Origin of the sequence: Mucilaginibacter sp. P19 (assembly GCF_050632265.1) — a bacterium.
Taxonomy (GTDB): domain Bacteria; phylum Bacteroidota; class Bacteroidia; order Sphingobacteriales; family Sphingobacteriaceae; genus Mucilaginibacter; species Mucilaginibacter gossypii.
Genome location: NZ_CP192586.1, coordinates 1916926 through 1932774, shown reverse-complemented (window position 1 = coordinate 1932774; position 15849 = coordinate 1916926). Strand labels below are relative to the sequence as shown.

The 15849-nt window shown below is 42.3% G+C and carries 20 protein-coding genes; 5 read left to right on the top strand and 15 right to left on the bottom strand.

All coding sequences use genetic code 11. The annotated features are described in order from the left end of the window. Position 1 precedes the first annotated feature (1 nt). The gene (locus tag ACQ86K_RS09245; protein ID WP_090524420.1) at positions 2-334 is read right to left on the bottom strand and encodes a 2Fe-2S iron-sulfur cluster-binding protein; all 333 of its coding nucleotides are present in this window, start codon (positions 332-334) and stop codon (positions 2-4) included. 19 nt (positions 335-353) lie between these two features. Beyond that, positions 354-1136, bottom strand: coding sequence for a Rossmann-like and DUF2520 domain-containing protein (locus ACQ86K_RS09240; protein WP_431200232.1), 783 nt, complete (start codon positions 1134-1136; stop codon positions 354-356). A gap of 82 nt (positions 1137-1218) precedes the next feature. Between ACQ86K_RS09240 and ACQ86K_RS09235 the strand changes: the two genes are divergently transcribed. From ACQ86K_RS09235 to ACQ86K_RS09220, 4 genes are read left to right on the top strand one after another with little or no spacing between them, the layout of a single operon-like run. Next, positions 1219-1614, top strand: coding sequence for a hypothetical protein (locus tag ACQ86K_RS09235; protein WP_431200990.1), 396 nt, complete (start codon positions 1219-1221; stop codon positions 1612-1614). Then, positions 1518-1742 carry an alpha/beta fold hydrolase gene (locus tag ACQ86K_RS09230; protein ID WP_431200231.1) on the top strand — a complete coding sequence of 75 codons (225 nt, stop codon included), beginning with the start codon at positions 1518-1520 and terminating at the stop codon, positions 1740-1742. The genes ACQ86K_RS09235 and ACQ86K_RS09230 overlap by 97 nt, the downstream gene beginning before the upstream one ends. A gap of 32 nt (positions 1743-1774) precedes the next feature. Continuing rightward, the gene (locus ACQ86K_RS09225) at positions 1775-2137 is read left to right on the top strand and encodes an alpha/beta fold hydrolase (protein ID WP_431200230.1); all 363 of its coding nucleotides are present in this window, start codon (positions 1775-1777) and stop codon (positions 2135-2137) included. An 8-nt stretch (positions 2138-2145) separates the two neighbouring features. Further along, a complete protein-coding gene (locus tag ACQ86K_RS09220; protein ID WP_091171420.1) occupies positions 2146-2532 on the top strand; it encodes a hypothetical protein in 387 nt (128 codons plus the stop codon). Here ACQ86K_RS09220 and ACQ86K_RS09215 read toward each other — a convergent pair. The 10 genes from ACQ86K_RS09215 to ACQ86K_RS09170 form a co-directional block, all read right to left on the bottom strand. Further along, positions 2529-3239, bottom strand: a complete 711-nt coding sequence (locus ACQ86K_RS09215) for a phytanoyl-CoA dioxygenase family protein (RefSeq protein ID WP_091171418.1) — start codon at positions 3237-3239, stop codon at positions 2529-2531. The two genes, ACQ86K_RS09220 and ACQ86K_RS09215, sit on opposite strands and share 4 nt — an antisense overlap. A 10-nt stretch (positions 3240-3249) precedes the next feature. After that, positions 3250-5712, bottom strand: coding sequence for a cytochrome c biogenesis protein CcsA (gene ccsA / locus ACQ86K_RS09210; protein ID WP_091171415.1), 2463 nt, complete (start codon positions 5710-5712; stop codon positions 3250-3252). Positions 5713-5721: 9 nt separating this feature from the next. After that, entirely contained in the window at positions 5722-6132 is a 411-nt protein-coding gene (locus ACQ86K_RS09205; protein ID WP_091171412.1) for a cytochrome c maturation protein CcmE, read from the bottom strand. A 375-nt stretch (positions 6133-6507) separates the two neighbouring features. After that, the gene (locus ACQ86K_RS09200) at positions 6508-7944 is read right to left on the bottom strand and encodes a Glu/Leu/Phe/Val family dehydrogenase (RefSeq protein WP_091171410.1); all 1437 of its coding nucleotides are present in this window, start codon (positions 7942-7944) and stop codon (positions 6508-6510) included. 152 nt (positions 7945-8096) lie between these two features. After that, positions 8097-8306 carry a CcmD family protein gene (locus tag ACQ86K_RS09195; RefSeq protein ID WP_091171407.1) on the bottom strand — a complete coding sequence of 70 codons (210 nt, stop codon included), beginning with the start codon at positions 8304-8306 and terminating at the stop codon, positions 8097-8099. A gap of 1 nt (position 8307) precedes the next feature. Beyond that, positions 8308-8982, bottom strand: a complete 675-nt coding sequence (gene ccsA, locus ACQ86K_RS09190) for a cytochrome c biogenesis protein CcsA (RefSeq protein WP_426589359.1) — start codon at positions 8980-8982, stop codon at positions 8308-8310. A 453-nt stretch (positions 8983-9435) separates the two neighbouring features. Further along, positions 9436-9774, bottom strand: a complete 339-nt coding sequence (locus ACQ86K_RS09185; protein ID WP_431200229.1) for a hypothetical protein — start codon at positions 9772-9774, stop codon at positions 9436-9438. Between the two features lie 79 nt (positions 9775-9853). Continuing rightward, positions 9854-10573 carry a hypothetical protein gene (locus tag ACQ86K_RS09180; RefSeq protein ID WP_431200228.1) on the bottom strand — a complete coding sequence of 240 codons (720 nt, stop codon included), beginning with the start codon at positions 10571-10573 and terminating at the stop codon, positions 9854-9856. A 29-nt stretch (positions 10574-10602) separates the two neighbouring features. After that, the gene (locus ACQ86K_RS09175) at positions 10603-11037 is read right to left on the bottom strand and encodes a carboxypeptidase-like regulatory domain-containing protein (RefSeq protein ID WP_431200227.1); all 435 of its coding nucleotides are present in this window, start codon (positions 11035-11037) and stop codon (positions 10603-10605) included. Between the two features lie 191 nt (positions 11038-11228). Then, on the bottom strand, positions 11229-11912 hold the full coding sequence (locus ACQ86K_RS09170; RefSeq protein ID WP_091171395.1) for a heme exporter protein CcmB: 684 nt from the start codon (positions 11910-11912) through the stop codon (positions 11229-11231). 92 nt (positions 11913-12004) lie between these two features. Here ACQ86K_RS09170 and ACQ86K_RS09165 point away from each other — a divergent pair, with 92 nt between their 5' ends. Further along, positions 12005-12490: a methylated-DNA--[protein]-cysteine S-methyltransferase gene (locus tag ACQ86K_RS09165; protein ID WP_091171391.1), complete on the top strand. Its 486-nt coding sequence runs from the start codon at positions 12005-12007 to the stop codon at positions 12488-12490. Here ACQ86K_RS09165 and ACQ86K_RS09160 read toward each other — a convergent pair. From ACQ86K_RS09160 to ACQ86K_RS09150, 3 genes are all read right to left on the bottom strand, one after another. Beyond that, entirely contained in the window at positions 12487-14415 is a 1929-nt protein-coding gene (locus tag ACQ86K_RS09160) for a hybrid sensor histidine kinase/response regulator (RefSeq protein ID WP_129567545.1), read from the bottom strand. The two genes, ACQ86K_RS09165 and ACQ86K_RS09160, sit on opposite strands and share 4 nt — an antisense overlap. Before the next feature lie 27 nt (positions 14416-14442). Continuing rightward, positions 14443-14943 (bottom strand): chemotaxis protein CheB, encoded by a 501-nt coding sequence (locus ACQ86K_RS09155; RefSeq protein ID WP_431200823.1) that lies wholly within the window; start codon positions 14941-14943, stop codon positions 14443-14445. A gap of 75 nt (positions 14944-15018) precedes the next feature. After that, complete coding sequence (locus tag ACQ86K_RS09150) at positions 15019-15849, bottom strand: CheR family methyltransferase (protein ID WP_176844517.1); 831 nt, start codon at positions 15847-15849, stop codon at positions 15019-15021.

The window sequence follows — 15849 nt, the reverse complement described above, 5'->3', positions numbered from 1 at the left end:
ATTAGTGGCCTAAAAACTGCGACTGATCCGGCAGGGTAACTTCAATGTCGCCATCAACAATCACACACTGGCAACCCAGGCGCGAATTAATACGCGGGTTAACAGCCCTGTCAATAAAATCCTCTTCTTTATCGGATATCTCCTGGATATTATCCATCCCCTTGTTTACATAAACATGGCATGTGCTGCATCCGCAAACACCACCGCAATTGTGCTGTAGTTCAATGCCATTCTCCAGGCATACGTCTAATACAGATTCTCCTTCGGCTATAGGTAACTCAACGCTTTCGTGCCCTTTTTCCTCGAAATTGATCTTTATTTTATAAATGTTCATTTAAGCAAAAGTAACAAAATTACTCGGGTGCGGTAACCCCTTTGTTGTTTTTGATAATACCCTGACTTAACAAACTGTAAATATCCTGTAACATAGGCATCTCGCTTAACATCTGCATGTGAGTGGCCATAGTGCCCTCATCATTGCGTACTGCAGGGCCGGTTTGTACATTGCGTGGTTCCTGTTCAAGCACTTTTTGGGCAGTTTCCAGGATCAGGGGGCGCAGCATGTTAAACTCCATTTGATTTTGCGCAAGCAGGTCCTGGGCAACCCCGTACAAATAATTGGGGAAATTACAGGCAAATACCGCGGCGAGGTGCAATATTTTGCGCCGGGCGGAGTTAACGCTATATACATTATTACTGATGGTAAATGCCAGCTGCTTTAAATCAGCAAGTATACCATCATCAGCACCTTCAAGACAGAGCGGGACAGATCTGAAATCAACCTCTCTTATCTTGCTAAACGTTTGCAGGGGATAAAATACACCGGCCTTTGGGGTAAAAGCCAGCAAACTGTTCAAATCGGTTGAGCCCGATGTATGTACTATTAACTTTTTATGGGCCGACAACGGTTTAACAACAGTCGTTATAGCATCGTCCTTAACCGAAACAACAAACAATCCCGTATCAGGATTAATATTGTCAAGGTTATCTATCGCTTCGGCGCTAACATGGTAGGCCAATAAAGCGGCATGCTGTATATCGCGGCTGTATACCTGCACAATACGGTGGCCTGCATTTTTAAACGCTGCTGCCATATGGGTTGCTACGTTGCCGGAGCCTATTATGGTAATGTTCATATATTCTTTACAATAGATATAATTATTTAACTAACTGTAGTATAAATATTTCTGTATTTTAGAAACCAACATCTAATACCGCATGAAAATACTTAAAGTAAGCATTATAATTGTGATATTTCTTGTCGGGGCCGCGTCATTAATACTATACGGCTTCTATAGATATAACAATAAAGAAACCAAAACCTTAACCGATACCAGCCGCAAAAACGTTCCCGGCAACTTCATCAAATTAAGTCAGGGCGTAACCCATTACCAGCTCGAAGGCCCTGATAGTGCCCAGGTTGTTATACTTGTTCACGGTTTTAGCGTACCTTATTATATCTGGGACCCAACGTACGATTTTTTGATAAAAAAGGATACCGGGTATTACGCTATGATATGTATGGCCGTGGTTATTCAGACAGGCCCGATGTTCCTTACACTCAGGAACTCTACAACACGCAAATCCTTGACCTCATCAATCAGCTTAAATTAGGACACAAAGTAAATTTGGCTGGCGTATCATTTGGTGGCGCAGTAATTACAAACTTTACCTGTAGCCACCCCGCTCTGGTTAATAAAGTAATCCTTGTTGACCCGGTATATGAACAAAAAAGCCGGTAGCTCCGCAATATTTCACACTTTATAACGAAGCCGTGAACTCCGACGAAAGAGCAAAAGGACAAACAACCGATTTTCTTTATCCGAGAAACCATCCCGAATGGGTAAACCGCTACCTCCCGCAAATGGAGTATAAGGGGTTTAGAAACGCGCTGGTTTCAACCCTGTACAATTACAATCAAAATGGTCGTGAAAGCAATACCTGCCTCAACAGTGCAGGCAAAAGCGTATTACTGATATGGGGCAAAGCTGATAAAACTCTACCCCTACGTTTTAGTGATTCCATCCGTAGTGTATTGAAGACCGACTTTTTCCCTGTTGATGGCGCAGCACATTTACCCATGATTGAAAAGGCCGACACCGTAAATGCTAAAATCCTTTCGTTTTTGAAGGGGTAATAAACTATATGGCCGACGAATTTAATGTATGGGAACAAGGTAACTCTATCGCTAAGGATAAATACCTGGATAATATAAGCTATAACGACGAAGGTCTCACGATCACTTTAAAAAGTATAAACGAAAATGACCCTATTTTAAAAGTCACGTTTAAAACTCATTTCTCATTCAGAAACACAAATGAATCATTCAGAATCAATTCCATTTACAATGATAAATTTCAAAACGGAATAAATTATTCTACAGATACTCAATATTTAAGATGGATTAAAGAGGAAACACACAGCATTTACAATGAAGCGGGACTTGTCCATTATCTTATCTGTAGTAATGATGATATTACAGATGTTATCAGCAGCTCCGCGCCGGTTTTAACCTTAGTATACTCCACCTAAGCTTTTTCCGCCCAATCAATCTCATCAGCAAGCGTTGCCCTGCTAAACTCAATATGTGCTACCCTACGCTTTTTGTTATTGGTGGTTCGGCTTGAGGCGTGCATGAGCAACGGCCGCATGATCATGATACTACCGGCCTGTACATTGCAGCTTACTTCAGTTTCTTGCTGCCAGTCGATGTTTTCGGGGCGATAAATTTCTTTAAGGTGTGAACCGGGCAATACTTTCAATGCACCATTATTTTCATTGGTGTCATCCAGATGAATGCGGACAGTGAAATTATCCTGCAAAACATAAAGCGGAGGCTGCACAGCAAACTGATTTTGCTTAGCCGTCCAGGGGCCGTAACCCGCTATATCAATTTTCCTATCCACCGAGATGGTCAAATCCTGGTGCCAGGCTACAAACCAGTTGGACGATCCCGGTTTATCAAAATAGATGGATTTTACAACAAAGTAGCCATCGCCAAAAACATTGGAGATAACGTTTTTTAACCTGTCATTCAATAAAAGAGGGGAAACATCCGGAACAGCCTTTAAAAATTGCCTTATGGCAAATACATCATCAGTTTGCCGGAACAACGGCCCCGACCTGTCGGCCGATTCGATAATGTTAATAATGGCATTAATTTCGGCACTGGTATAAATATCATCAATAACGGTGAACCCGTCATGATCAATATTATACCGGTGCCCGGTTAAATCCATCTAACAGAAATTAAACGGTTTTAAGTTCTTTATTACGCCTTTGGATAGAAAGCAAAAAGCCAATCACCATAATGATAGTACCGCTCCAGAAGAAGTTGATATACGGGAAGCTGATAGCGCGCATCACAATCCATGGGCGTTTGTTTTGCGGCTGCTGGTAAACAGTGATTTCTACTTTTTTATTTTCGGGGTTGATCCTTGAGAAACGCAGTTTTAATCCGGCATCCTCAACCTTGCGGGCAAAATCAAACACGTTACCGCCCCTGATCATGAACACAGGTTCGGCAGTATACACCTTGCCATCATGCGCATGAACTTCAATATTGGCGCCGATAGCCACATCGTTGGCTGTAAGCGGGATATTTTGCACCGTAGCCTGTTTGTTTAATGATTTAACCAGCATGAAGCCGTCGCGGTACCTGATGGTATCGCCAATGGCAACTTCGTGTGCTACAGGCTCATCGTAGTTTTTATCATCGTTACCTTCGTCATGCCCGGCCTCGCCCTGCATGGCAAAACCTTCGCTTGGTATAGCGGTAACGTGAGTATAAAGGTCATTTAATAAATAATGCTTGGTGTCAGGCGATGAAGACATTCCCGCATCACGGCTGGCCTGCACTTTGGGTTTAAGCACAAAGTTTTCAAGCAGTTTACCATTGGCGTCAAACTTTTTATAATCAACCCTGTAAAAATGGTAAGGTGATGAAATGGAGTCGCCAAGATAGGTAACTGTATAATCGCCCATTTTTACCGGGGTGTTTTTATAGATCATGATATTTTCGCGGGCGTTACCTGCTTTGGCATCAAAGCCCTGCACATTAACCACACCGCTTGCATTTTCAGAAACCACTTTGCTGGTACCTGCCGCTATCACCGCGCCAACCATTAGCAAACCAAAACCTAAATGCGCCACTGCCGAACCGGCCAGCTTGAACTTACCTTTAAAAGCATCAACCAATACTTTGGCATTGGCAATAACCGAATAAACCGAACCGCACATCACCAAATTGAACACGAAGTTAAGGCGATAAACACCGGTTAAGTAAACAACAAGCGCCGTTACCAATATGGCAAACAAAAGGTAAACGCCTGTAGTAATGAAAAACCGGGTAATATCAGTCTTTTTATATTTCAGGAATTGCGTAAAACCGGTAAGTAAAGTCACCACAAACGCAAATGACGACTGGATCACATTATAATGTTTAACAGCATCAGAAGGAGGTGCAATCTTGGTACCAAACATGGCATTCCATACAGGCACCGATGTTACTACAATAAGGTGGAAGCAAGATAACCCTAAAAATACTGAACCTACGAACATCCAAAACTCACGCGAGTACGTTTCTTCATCTTTTTTGGTGATAGGCAGTTCTTTCCATCGCCATACCAAAACCCAAACAGATAAAACAAGGAATATCAGGATGCCGATAACCAGCTGCCAAAACATACCTAAATCGGTAAAAGCATGCACAGAGCTTTCACCCAAAATACCGCTTCTTGAAAGGAATGAAGTATACCATACCAGTACAAAACTCAGCAATACCAGCAGTGTAGCTGTAAAATATGAGTGGCCTGTATTTTTAAATACGATAAGTACGTGCAATGCCGCAACCATTGTTAACCACGGAAATATCGAACCGTTCTCAACCGGGTCCCAGGCCCAAAAGCCACCGAAGTTTAACGACTCATATGCCCAGAACGAGCCCATGATCACACCGGTACCCAATATCATAGAACCAAACAAGGCGTATGATATAGCGGGCTGTACCCATTCTTTATATCGCTTTTGCCAAAGCCCGGCAACCGCGTAAGCAAACGGAACTATAATAGATGCAAAACCCAGGAACAAGGTAGGCGGGTGAATAACCATCCAGTAATTTTGCAGCGATGGGTTCATTCCTTGCCCGTCTTTTATAAAGTCGAGGTAGTTTGGCTGCGAGAATATAGGCGCTTCGATACCTGAATTACGCAACAACAAGAATGGCGAGCTGCCTATCCGCTGACCGAAAATATCGATCCCAAGTACCATGGTTCCCAGAATAACCTGCGACAGGGCAACAACAGTCATCACCGGGCGCTCCCATGATTTAGCCCTTGCAATAAGTACATTACCTAAAACGGCCTGCCAAAAGGCCCAAAGCAAAAAGCCGCCCTCCTGTCCGTTCCAGAAACCCGATACCAGGTAATAAACGGGCAGCGAACGCGAGGTATAGGCCCAGGCGTAATGATATTCGAAATAATGATTATAAAGCACATAGAACAGGCAGGTGCCCATTCCTAAAATAGAGATGGAATTTACGTAAAAACCTAAACGTCCTAAACGCTGCCAGCTGCTGTCGGCCTTACCGGCATCATCTGTAGTAGCAAAATAGTAACTTATGAATGACAGCAGGGCTGCACCAAACGAAAGAACAATAAAAAACTGGCCGATTTGTCCCGGTAAAAGGTGTTCGCCCTTAAAAACTGTATTCATCAAAAATGATTAAATGCTGGCTTGTTTAGCCTTCGCTTCTGTAACTTCTAACTTATCCTGCGTGTATTTGGAAGGACATTTCATCAGGATCTTTGATGCATGAAACTCGCTGCCAACCATCTGGCCGGTAAGTACCAGTTGCTCCGAACGCTCAAAGTCTTCCGGTTTGGTACCGGTAAAAACAACTTTACGCTCTTCGCCTTTATTATCTTTCATATAAAATGAAAAATAATTGGCGTCCTTAGCAGCGTCATAAACCATTTCCTTTCCCTTGCTGAAGTGGCCTATTACATGCAGTTCGCTGCTGGTTTGCTGCGCTTCGGCAAAGGTTGCATAGGTGCTTGAGCTTGAATAAACACTTATGATAACCGCTATGGCTATAGCGATAACAACAAGACCAAAAATTGCACTTTTTTTCATCTGCGGTTTATATTATTAAAATAACGATTTGCAAAAATACAAAACGTGCAGCGAATAATGTTTATTACAAGACATATGTATTATTTAGAATCATTCTTAATAGAAACGTCAGAACTCGAATTTGATGAATTTTAAGAATTGGTCGAATGTTAATACTTGTGCTTATCTATTAAACGTGCTTTTGCGAAAAGCGAAGAAATTCTTGAAATTAGTTTAATGCGAGTTCTGAAACTATTATGGCGATGCCTTCGGCCCGGGCTCTACGCTCATTGGCCGGTATCCGCTGCGATCCCTATCGCGGCATAATTAAAAACAAAAACGAGGTAAGCTTTTTCAAACCCACCTCGCTATATATCGAAACTATTAAATCCTTAATTATGGCCAGATACCTAAATTTTGGTACGATACCGCTATTTTATTGATTGCGCCAACCATGGCCGCGTTACGCAGGGTGCCAATCTCAGGATTGCTTTTATAGATCTCCCTGATCTCGTGGTATGAGCGGATCATGGTATCTTCCAGTCCTGAATTTACCAGTTCAAGCTCTGATGCACCTTTGATAATGGTTGAGCGCTGTACCGGAGTTAAAGCTACCCCGGTAATCCCTTCAACCATGTTTACCAGGTTAAGATTTGAATTCTCTTCAAACCTGCGGTTCATACGGCCGAAAGCTACGTGGCTCAGGTTTTTCAACCATTCAAAATATGATACGGTAACACCGCCGGCATTGGCAAACATATCCGGAACTATCATCCCACCATTGGCGTAAAATATAGCTTCAGCTTCGGGTGAGGTTGGGCCGTTAGCGCCCTCAACAATAATTTTAGCTTGTATGTTGCGGATGTTTGTTTCGGTGATCTGGTTTTCAAGGGCTGCCGGTACCAGGATATCGCACGGCTGCTCAAGGCCTTCCATGGTATTGGCAAATTCCTGTATTGCCGCAGCGTATCCTAAAATAGAACCGGTTGCCTTACGGTGCTGAAATACAGCCTCGATATCTAAACCGTTCTCGTTATAAATAGCGCCTTCAAATTCGCATAAGCCAACTATTATCGCACCCATTTCGGATAAAAACTTAGCCGAATAATAGCCTACGTTACCAAGGCCCTGCACAATTACCCTTTTACCTGATAAACCCGGCAGCAGGCCAATCCTTTGCATATCCTCACCAACGCTTACACACTCGCGGGTAGCGATGGCCACACCACGGCCGGTAGCTTCCCTCCTGCCAGCAATACCATGCAGGGCGATAGGCTTACCGGTTACGGCGCCCATAGCATCCAACTGACCGGGGTTCATGGTAGCATAAGTATCGGCAATCCAGCTCATTTCGCGCTCGCCCGATCCATAATCAGGTGCAGGCACGTCAATGCTTGGGCCAATAAAATTCTTTTTGATTAACTCAACGGTATAACGGCGGGTGATGTTTTCCAGCTCGCTTACGGTGTAGTTTTTAGGGTTTATTTTGATACCGCCTTTGGCACCGCCAAACGGAACGTTAACAATGGCACATTTGTAAGTCATGAGCGCGGCGAGGGCCATTACCTCATCCTCGTTCACCATTTCGCTGTAGCGGATGCCACCTTTGGTTGGCGACTGATGGTGCGAGTGCTCAACGCGCCAGGCGTCAATTACCTCAAAACTGTTACCCTTGCGAATGGGGAAACGGAAGCGGTAAACACTGTTACATGATTTAATTTGATCAAGCAGGCCTGCATCGTGTTTGGTGAATTGGGCAGCATGATCGAAGTTTTTGCACACGTCGCTGAAGAAGTGTGTTTCCTGGTCGGCAATCAAAATATTCGTAGCCATAACTATTGTATAAATATTAATCTCTTAAAAAAGTGAGCAAATTTGGTACAATTTTTATCAATATTGCAAATATTTCTTAGTTAGTGTGCCCTATACACCAGTCAACACCGTCACGAATGATATGTTTAAATTGTTTAAACATATTATTTGAACTACTTTTCGTTTTCGACTTTTTTTAATCTGCGGTCTATAGTAAACAGGTAAATGGCCAGTCCAACAAAAATTATGGAAATAGTTGCTACAACCACGTAAATTTTTCCCGACTGGCGCAGGGTATCTGCCATTTCAACCTGCTGCCCTGGCTGAGCAAAAACAGCGGTACAAAACGTAAGCAGTAGCAATAAAAGCGTTAATTTCTTCATCTTAATTTATAGCGTTCTTCTTATTCTCAATTAAACGGATGCGGTAACGGATAGTTGCTATCCAAAGGGCAATAAAACTCCAGCCTAACATAGCCGGGTAAAAGGCTATCTTCATACCGTTATCAAGGTCGTATTTACCAAATGCAGGGTTACCGCCGCTGCCGGGGTGCAATGAATCTGTCATGCGGGGCAAAACAAATATCAGCACAATCATGATGGGGAAAGCGAAGATATTGTAGATAGCCGAAATCTTGGCCCGCTTCTGCTCCTCATCAATAGAATTACGAAGCACCAGATAAGCACAGTACAACAAAAATGCAATGGCCGCGCTGTTTTGTTTGGGGTCGCCGCTCCAAAATTCGCCCCAGGTAAATTTTGCCCAAAGCATACCGGTTAAAAGGCCTAAGGTGTAAAACAGCAACCCGGTATTAACGCTCTCAACAGCAGCAAGGTCATGCTCTTCTTTACCCGTTTGCAGGTATTTAATACTGAAATAAACCGATACCACAAAAACAGTCAGCATCCCCATCCACATGGGTACGTGAAAATACAAATTACGGATGGTTTCGTGAATAATTGGCAGCCTCGGCGCTTTGAGAACCAGGCCCGTGTAAAAGGTAGACAGCACCAGCAAAACAGCCGCAACCTTCCACCATGTTTGATAAATAAACTTCATATGATTTATGCAGGCAAATGTAACTAATTATTTGCTCATTGATTCGACACTAAGTTTAGGCAAACATAAAGTATTACACATTTTAGTGAATCTCTCTTATAACTGGTGCGGACTTAAAATTCTCCTGACCGGCACTCTTTATTACTTTCACAGTATTACTTACATAAAACGTTGACAGCAATTTGTTATTGGAAATATCTAATTGGGATACAGCCGTTGAAAGCAGTCCAATGTAAGTGAGAGCAACGTTTGGTCTGATGTCAATGGTCTTTAACGCCTTATTATCTATTAATTCTAATACGCTGAGATTAGTCAGATTTTCCAATTTGATGTTTTTAAACGCATTGCTCTGTAAATAAAGTTGTCTTATGCTATCAGTGCCATTTAATTCGACTGTTTCCAAGTCATTATGGGCCGCCGCCAAAACGGTCAAATTTCTGAGATTCTTTAGCGTCAACTTTTTCCGAGAACATTGCCTCCGATATAAATTTCCTTAATCGTATTATTGTCAAAAAACACATCCAGGTTCGCAATCTGGTTAGACATTGCATAAACCCTTTCTAAACTTTTAAAATATTTTAAATCATCTAACAGCCTAATATCACTTTTGGCAATGTTTAAATTCGCCACAGTGTCAATTTCGGATACTTCTATTTCGCCGTTTTTATTAAAATCATAGCCTCTTTTAAGTAAAGCCGATTTTAAATTTTGGTCTTTAAATACTATTTGTTGTGCTGAAACTCCCTGCGCAACAAAAACAACAGCTAACACTAAATAGCTTATATATTTCATAAAGGATGGTAACAAGAATTATATCTGCGATGGTGGCGGCAAATATAATTCGAAATAAGCAAAGTCTTCCTGAAATTAATCAATCCCCCGGCTCATAATCCACCGGCAGCAAATCGCCAAGCTTTGCCTTCGACCATGAACCCTCGTAAAGCGGGCTTGGGCTCGACACTACGATACCGTTCATATCAAATGCAATATAGCCCGAATATTTGGTCATGATACTGGTTTCATAATTAGGCATATCCAGCGGGTGATAAACATCCTTAAACTCGGTAGTCTCTTCGCGTTTGGTATATACTACGTATAAAAAGTGCGGAAAGGTGAGCGCGTAAATCCCATCCTGTGGTGTTTTCCGCAAGATCTCAAACTCCTGGTAAGGCAGCTTCGCGAGGTTTTCGCGGTACCATTTGGTCATCTTCGACAGGTTATAATAACGCATGGCCGAATCGCGCGGGCCTTCCCGGTATTTTTTCATCTTCTGCATCAATACCGCTTCCTCAGGTCGTTCAGGGTTAATTTGCCTTGTAAAATCGTGTGCTTCAAACCCTTCTTCTTTTAACTTTCCTTTATAAAGCGAGCGGTAAAAATGCTGAGCCGATCCATAATAGGCCTGTTCGCGTTTCTGCTTCCAGAGTTTCTTCTGCGCTGCGCTGCCGGGCAGGTTCTCGAACAGGGCACTTCCCGAATAGGATATGGTGTGCTCAATAGCATCATACAAAAAGTTCTTCAACAAAAATTTGGTACGATAGCCCAGCGCCAGGTTCTCTACCACCAAAAACTCATCGCCAGAGGCCTCCAATTGCTGCTTTCCCCTGTGGTAGATAATATTTAAAATATGTGGATTAGTAACCTTACACTCCTTGCCATTTTCGGTATCGCCAACAAACTCCTTCCTAAACAGTTCGTAATTTTTTTCCAGTCGGCGCTGCTGCTGATCACTACTTCGCGCAGCATCAGCACTTTTTGATTAACCTCGATACTTAATTTTGCAGGTTCGCGGCCAACCAGTACCGTTATGGAGTATTCTTCAATGCTAACGCCGGTAACCACCAACTGGTATTGGCCTGGTTTAACTCCGGCCAGGGTAAAGGTCCCATCCTCGGCAGTGGAAGTACCGTAGGTGGCATTATTTAAAAATACGCTGGCATTGGCTACCGGGCTTTTAGTATCGGCCCGCACTACCTTACCTGTAATAGTACCGGTTTGTGCCGAAACTATGAGCGGACATATAAACGCGATAAGCAAAAACCAATAAAAACGCATTAATTAAAATTAGAATGTTTTTTCAATCCGCTAAAAAACGCATTTTTTATGAACGGTTAATGAATTGCCGGTGTATAATTTTTGTTGCGGGAATGTCTGAACCCGAATTTATTGAATTAGAGAATTTATATTTTTAATCTTTTTAATTCAGCCTGTTTCTTGATTCTTAAATCCGGTTCGGCCAATTCAAATTAGTCCCTCCACAGGTATGGGAAAAGCAGTAAGGCAGTAGCTATTACAATGGCATTAATAGCGCACAGAACGCCTATGTTGCCGTAAAAGAAACTCCGGTCTACCCCGTCCATTGCGCTTTTACTTAACTTAATAAGCACCAATATAACAGGGATAATAACCGGAAAGCTTAATATAGCCATCAGTGTACCATTGTTACCGGCCTTTGATGCAATGGCCGAGATCATGGTGAACACGGTGGAAAAACTGACGCTCCCCAACAACACAGCCAGGAAATAATACAGCGGGTCGCCAAGAGTATTGGGAAAAAACACTTTAAATACCACCAATGCCAATGTGCTTAACAAAGCCATCAGCAAAATATTATAGATTGTTTTAGACAGGATGATAGCCTGCGGGCTGGCAATGGAGTAATAATAGAGTAACCGGCTTTTACTTTCCTGCATAAAGCTTTTGGCAATGGCATTTACCGATGCAAACAGCATGATGATCCAGAACAACACGTTCCAAACTATGGGGTAACCGCTGCTGTTGGAAAAGCCGGGGTTTAAGTTGAGGGAGATATAACAAACAAAAACCGTTGAAACCACATACAGCAAAACGCCATTAAAAGCATATTTGGACCGCCACTCCAGCAAAACTTCCTTTTTGAGCAGGTACCAGGTTTCATTAACAAGTTTCATCACCGCAAATGTAATAATTACCTGCGAGTGAGTAAGGGCATTTGACAAGCTAAAAAAATTAGCTTAATTTTGAATATAACATACCAATTACCATGCCTGTAGCTTATTTCCGCACGCCAGTTGGCATTGCCCGCATTACCGAAGAAGATGGCTTTATAGCATCAGTATCGATACGCGATGAGGAATATGAGATTGCTCCTGCTCCCACCCCGTTGCTGCAAGCTGCTATTGATGAGTTAAATGAATACTTTGCCGGTACAAGGAAGGAATTTACTTTTCCTATAAAGCAGGAAGGCAGTGAGTTTCAACAACAGGTTTGGGACGAGTTGATCCAGATCCCTTATGGAACAACCATTACTTACGCCCAGCAGTCAAACCAAATGAACAATCCGTTGGCTATAAGGGCAATAGCATCTGCCAACGGCCGTAACAACCTATGGGTTGTAGTACCCTGCCACCGGGTAATAGGTTCAAATGGCAGCTTAACCGGCTATGCAGGCGGTATATGGCGCAAAAAATGGCTGCTTGAGCATGAGGCAAAGGTAATGGGTGTTGGGCAAACCAGGCTTGAGTTTTAAACGCCCACCTTCAATAACCTTGACATTTTTTCATGCAGTTGGTATGGCTGAAACGGCTTTGAAAGCACATCGTTCATCCCTGCCGATAATGCTTCCTGCTGCTCATGGTCATAACTTGCTGCCGAAAGCGATATGATGGGAATACTCCGTTTAGGCTCCTCAAAATCAACCCTGATGGTTTTAGCTGCCTGGTAACCGTTCATTTCGGGCATATGGGTATCCATTAAAATAATGTCATAGTCTTTATTGGTAAGCCTCTCAATAACCTTGCGGCCGTTATCAACCATCTCTACCTCTACATTCCAGTCCTTTAATATTTTGGAGAGCATAAACTGGTTAACCATGTTATCTTCAGCTACCAGCACCCGTACGTTATTAAACGGCGGCAATATCTTATCAGTTTTGGGAGTTACCTTAGTTTTGGGTTTAACAGTGATGGTATACCAGCATACAAAATTAAAAGTACTACCCCTGCCTACCTGGCTGCTTACGGTAAGTTCGCCTCCCTTTAGCTCGGCCAGCTTTTTCACTATGGTTAACCCAAGCCCGGTACCACCATATTTGCTTACGGTATCGTCTTCGGCCTGTTCAAATGAATCAAAGATGCTGTTAAGCCTGTCGGCCGGGATTCCGATGCCCGTATCCTCAACACTGAATTTCAGCTTTACCTTTTCATTGTGTTTTTGAAGTACGGTAATCTTGAGCTTTACATAGCCCCTTTCGGTAAACTTAAGGGCGTTACTGATCAGGTTCATCAATATCTGGTTCAGGCGCAATGAATCCACCATGAGGTATTCAGGTACTTCATCTTCAATATCCAGCAAAAACTCAATATTATTTTCGTCGGCTTTAAATTTAAGCAGGTTAAAAACCGAGTTTACAATGTCATAAACATTATTGGCCGTACGGATGATACTGAATTTACCAGCCTCAATTTTTGAGATATCAAGTACATCATTGATCACACCCAATAACGATTTTGAGGAGGTATCAAGCAAATCAAGCATACCCACTTGCTGATCGGTAAGGCCTGTTTTACGCAAAAGCGAAGTGATACCTATAATGCCATTAACCGGTGTACGCAGCTCATGGCTCATATTGGCCAAAAAGGTTTCTTTCACCTTTTTGCTGTACTCCGCGCTTTCTTTTGATTTGATAAGCTGCTCCTGGTAACTTTTTTGCGGAGAAATATCGCTGATATTAATAAATATCGTTTTGTTACGGTATGCCGCCCGGCACTCCACCCAAATTACCCTTTTATCAAAGGTTTCAAACTTAAATTCAAAAATGGCATAGCCCAGGTTGTCTTTTATGATTTCACCCAATTTTTTGCGAAACGACGGCTTATGATCGTCTATGGCCAGGTCAACAATACTTTTGCCAATAAGTTCATCAGGCCTGAAACCCATTATCTTTTCGACGGTGGGGTTGATATTGTCAATGCGGAGACTTTGCGCGTCGACCGATGTTATAATATCGGCCGAGTTTTTTACAACGATGGCATAATTCTGCAGCTCATCGTTCTTTTGTTTTATTTCGGCCTGGGTACGGGCCAGTTGTACAAATGAATCAACCTTGGCCGATGTAATATAAGGATCGAGCGGTTTGTAAAGATAATCTACAGCGCCGGTACCGAGGCCTTTAACAGCATACTTGGCTTCTTTTGAAATGGCTGTAACAAAAATAACCAGGATATCTTTGGTACGTGGGTTTGATTTAAGCATTTCCACCAGTTCAAAGCCGTCCATTTCGGGCATCTGAACATCAACTAAAGCAATGGCAATATTGGTTTCCCAGGCAATTTTAAGGGCTTCATTTGGCGAGGTAGTAGAGAACATTTTAATATCATCGCGTTTAAGCAATGCTTCAAGCGCGATAATATTCTCTTCTCTGTCATCAACAATTAGAATATTAACAGGGGTCATTTAATATTAATTAGGGGGTGGTGATTGTTATGAAAGTAAAAGTTTAAAAATCTCATCCTGTGTCAAAATATAATCAGCAGCACCTAAATTTATAGCTGCCTTTGGCATTTCGGCCATTTCTGCGTCGCCGGGCTCCTGCGCTATGGTAAGGCTGCCGCTTTTCTTTAATTTTAATAGGCCCTCGGCGCCATCCTGGTTAGCTCCCGACAACAATATCGCCATGCACCTGTCACCATAAACCTCGGCGGCGCTTTCAAAAGTAACGTCAATTGATGGTTTTGAATACCATACCGGTTCCGAAACATCCAGGCTAAAATAACCGCCGCGTTCAATTAAGGTATGATAGTTTGCCGGGGCAATATACATAGTGTCCGTTTTAAGAATATCCTTGTCCTCAATTTCGCGCATGTACATACGACTGTTCTCGGCAAATAGTTTTTCTATTTCGCTGAAAAAATTTTTTTCCTGTGTATGATAAGAATTACGGTTTTTCCCAGTTTTTCGGGAAGATCTTTTATGATCCGGAATAAAATTTTAAACGAGCCTGCCGATCCGCCCAATAATACGATCTGGGCGGCGTGCCATCTTTCCAGTAACTTTTTATCAGGTCCCAACTTTTTGGTAAATGTTTTCTTTTTGGTTGATCACCTTAAACTTGCTCTTAAACGAATCTGACCGGATAGTTTCTTTACTGCCAAGGCATAAATAGCCCAGAGGGCAAAGGCTTTTATAAAACAGGTCAAGGATCCGTTCCTGCAGATACGTTTCAAAATAAATAAAAACATTCCGGCAACTTATCATCTGAAACTCATTAAATACAGTATCAGATATTAAATTATGTACCGAAAACAGTGTATTTTGTTTTAATTCATTATGTATCGACGCGGCATCGTACAAAATGGTAAAATGATCTGTAATTGAACCTTTTAAATCAGTATATTGATAATTTTCCGCGTAGCTTTTTATATTACGCAAACTGTAGATCCCTTTGCGGGCCTCCTTTAAAACCTCGGTATTGATATCCGTGCCGTATATGAACGACTTTTTTCCCAAACCAGCTTCGTTCAGCAATATAGCCATAGAGTAAACCTCTTCGCCCGTTGAGCAGCCTGCACTCCAGATTTTGACGTGCTGATAAGTTGAAAGATATGGAACAACCTGTGAGTTAACCGCACGATAGAATGAAGGATCGCGGAACATTTCGGTTACGTTAACCGTAATCTCTTCCAGGAAATTCTGAAAAAAGTCTGCATCATTAATAAGCACATGTTTAAGGTCATAAAACTCAAACTTGTTGAGCAGCATAATACGGGTTAACCTCCGTTTTAATGAAGCTTTGGTATAACCCGAAAAATCAAACCCATGAACTTTTTTTACAATATCAATAAGCTCATGAACCTGTGCATGTGATATAATTCCCTGCTCTGTATCCAT